Below are 2,611 nucleotides of genomic sequence, written 5' to 3'. Positions count from 1 at the left end.
AATGATGTTTACATCTGCCCCGCCGGTGAGTTGCTGCCCCCGCGCGGCCAACCGCATCACAAGAACGGCATCCGGCGTACCCGCTACAGCCGCCCGGCCAGTCAGTGTCGGGACTGCCCACTGAAGGCGGTGTGCCGACCCGACTCCGGTCCCCCGCGTAGCATTTACCGCAGTGAGCACGCCAACTTAGTCGAGACCCATCAGCAACGGATGGCTGAGAGGCTGTCTAAAAACTAACCCATTGATTTTCGGCTGGCTCCCCACGCTGGAGCCTGGGGAGCCAGCCGAATAACATCGGTTGAGTTCTTCCATTGGAAATTTTTTCCGCAAATGAACGCAAATCGGTCGGAATCGGCTCATCATGATCGACGGTCCTTCATCTCATTGTGCTCATTTGCGTTGATTTGCGGATAACTTTTCCGTGAGGATCCTGTTCGTCCCGGCACGTGCTGCCGCTTGCAATGCTTTACCTCCTCGATCCCAAGAACCCCCAGGCACCCTTTCCGGACGCGGAAACGGCGGAGCGGGAGCCGGACGGTCTCCTCGCGGTAGGCGGAGATCTGAGCGTGACGCGACTGGTTAACGCCTATCGGCGCGGTATCTTTCCCTGGTTCGGTGCCGGCGATCCCATCCTCTGGTGGTCCCCCGACCCTAGGACCACTCTCTTCCCGGAGCGGCTCCGAATTTCCAGAACCCTGCGCAAGACCCTACGCAAGGGTCGCTTCGGCGCCACCATGGACCGGGATTTCGATGCCGTCATCACCGCCTGTGCCCAACCCCGCGCCGGGAGCGGCGGTACCTGGTTGGTACCCGAGATGATCGCTGCTTATCGGAGGCTTCATCGCCGGGGGTTCGCCCACTCCGTCGAGATCTGGCAGGACGGCGCGCTGGCCGGAGGACTCTACGGGGTGGCCCTTGGCCGGGTGTTCTTCGGCGAATCCATGTTCACCCGCATCAGCGACGCCTCCAAGGTGGCCCTCGTCCATCTGTGCGGGAGACTCGCGGAGCGGGGTTTCCGCCTCATCGATTGCCAAGCATTGACCGCCCACCTCATCCGCATGGGTGCGGAGCAGATACCCCGGGCCGACTTCGTCCGTTTGCTCGAGCGCTGGTGTTCCCGCCCCGACCGGCCTGGGAGCTGGGATGACGGGCAAATCAGTCTACCGCTCGCCCCCGGCGATAAGCCCATAAGCGGCGTGGCCGGATCGTGATTTAGGAGCGTCGAGCACGGCGGTGGTGGGCACATTTTGAGCATCCCGACGGCATGTGCTCATAAGGCCAAAGTCGTTCGCAACGCATTCTCTACCAGGCCCATTTCCCCGCATTTTCCAATCACCTTATCCATCTCCCGTTCCAGCACCGTCACCAGATTGTCCGTTACCACGACAGAATCCATACGGAGCCCCATACATTTTCCAAGATCGCTATCCTTTTGCACCAAGACTCTGGTCTGACCCGTCCTTGCGAGATTGGATGTGATCAAGGTGACAATCCGTTGCCTCAAGGCAGTGTTTAACCCATCCGCTTGCACAACCAGGGCTGGCCGTTTCTTGTACGTCTTCAAATCTGAGTTTGGGAAACGAACAAGAATGACATCGCCGCGCCTACAATTCATCGTATACCTCCATCCCTGGCGCATCCCAATCATCCTCAAAAGTCCGCAGGCGCATCCGGGTTTCCAATGCTTCTTCGTTCGACCAGCCAAGCCCAACGATCGGCCGGCCACTGGAGGTCGCATTGGAGATCATCACATCAGCCTTCTCCAGGGGAGTGATGTCGGTATCGATCAGCGGCTGGAAAGGCTGCCGGTCACGGTCGCCCGGCTGGTACGGACGCAATGCCAAATCACGCACGGTCCGGGCGGCGTGGAGAAGGACGAGTTCTCGATCAGATTCGGGCAGCCGACTGAGCGGATTACCAGGGGTGTTGAGTCCTTGGAATTGGGTGATCCGTATCTGCTGAGGACTGTCCTGACCGGGGATCTGGACCGGGAACTCCCATTCGTCAACGACACTGGGCCTGACGAAGAGGGGGGTAAGAATCAGTTTTTCCTGCAACCGGCGGCGCAGCAAGAGTGGAAGCTCCCGCTCTCGGATACACTCCGAGTCCAGGAAATCGGTCGAGACCAACAGAACTGCAACGCGGATCTGCTCTAAGGTGGTTTCTATCTCCCGGTCCCAGTCAGCGCTCGCCTCAATTTCGGTATCTGCCCAGATCTCCAGGCGCTCATCGCTCCCCAAGGCCACGCGTAGGTGCTTATAGAAGGCATCGGAGTATTCCTGATCCGTACGGCTGTAGCTGATGAAGATTCGATCTGGCATGTTGCTCCCCTCTTGGTTCCGGCGGGGTAATATACATCGCCGACAGTGCCGCGGTCTTTGCCTGGGCCACGAGCAACCGGGCAAGCCCGGATAAACTTCCGGCTTCCAGTCGCCCAGTTTACCTGGCTGCAATGCAATGCCATTAAGTTAAGCGTTACCGGTCAGCGAAAAAGAGGAAAAACGATGAATCACGCGAATCCCCGCGAAATTGTTATCCCGAACCGAAGGGAGGGATCTTGTTCGCGCTGATTCGCGCGCTTCGTCGTTTTCTCTTCCGCATCCTGACCGAC

Annotated in this window: 3 protein-coding genes and 1 pseudogene; 2 read left to right on the top strand and 2 right to left on the bottom strand. The window is 59.0% G+C overall.

Annotated elements, in window-relative coordinates:
* A pseudogene (locus BQ17_RS15860) lies at nt 1–237 on the top strand (hypothetical protein); the annotation flags it as partial.
* Between the two features lie 224 nt (nt 238–461).
* The gene (gene aat, locus BQ17_RS15855; RefSeq protein ID WP_089728694.1) at nt 462–1,211 is read left to right on the top strand and encodes a leucyl/phenylalanyl-tRNA--protein transferase; all 750 of its coding nucleotides are present in this window, start codon (nt 462–464) and stop codon (nt 1,209–1,211) included.
* 59 nt (nt 1,212–1,270) lie between these two features.
* On the opposite strand, the gene BQ17_RS15850 is transcribed toward aat, so the two are convergent.
* Both BQ17_RS15850 and BQ17_RS15845 read right to left on the bottom strand, forming a co-directional pair.
* A complete protein-coding gene (locus BQ17_RS15850) occupies nt 1,271–1,615 on the bottom strand; it encodes a type II toxin-antitoxin system PemK/MazF family toxin (RefSeq protein ID WP_089728692.1) in 345 nt (114 codons plus the stop codon).
* On the bottom strand, nt 1,605–2,321 hold the full coding sequence (locus BQ17_RS15845; protein WP_089728690.1) for a toll/interleukin-1 receptor domain-containing protein: 717 nt from the start codon (nt 2,319–2,321) through the stop codon (nt 1,605–1,607). The genes BQ17_RS15850 and BQ17_RS15845 overlap by 11 nt, the downstream gene beginning before the upstream one ends.
* Nucleotides 2,322–2,611 lie beyond the last annotated feature (290 nt).

Origin of the sequence: Candidatus Thiosymbion oneisti (genome assembly GCF_900092655.1) — a bacterium.
Lineage (GTDB): Bacteria > Pseudomonadota > Gammaproteobacteria > Chromatiales > Chromatiaceae > Thiosymbion > Thiosymbion oneisti.
The sequence above is the reverse complement of the archived record's forward strand: the minus strand, read 5'-3'. Positions and strand labels throughout refer to the sequence as shown.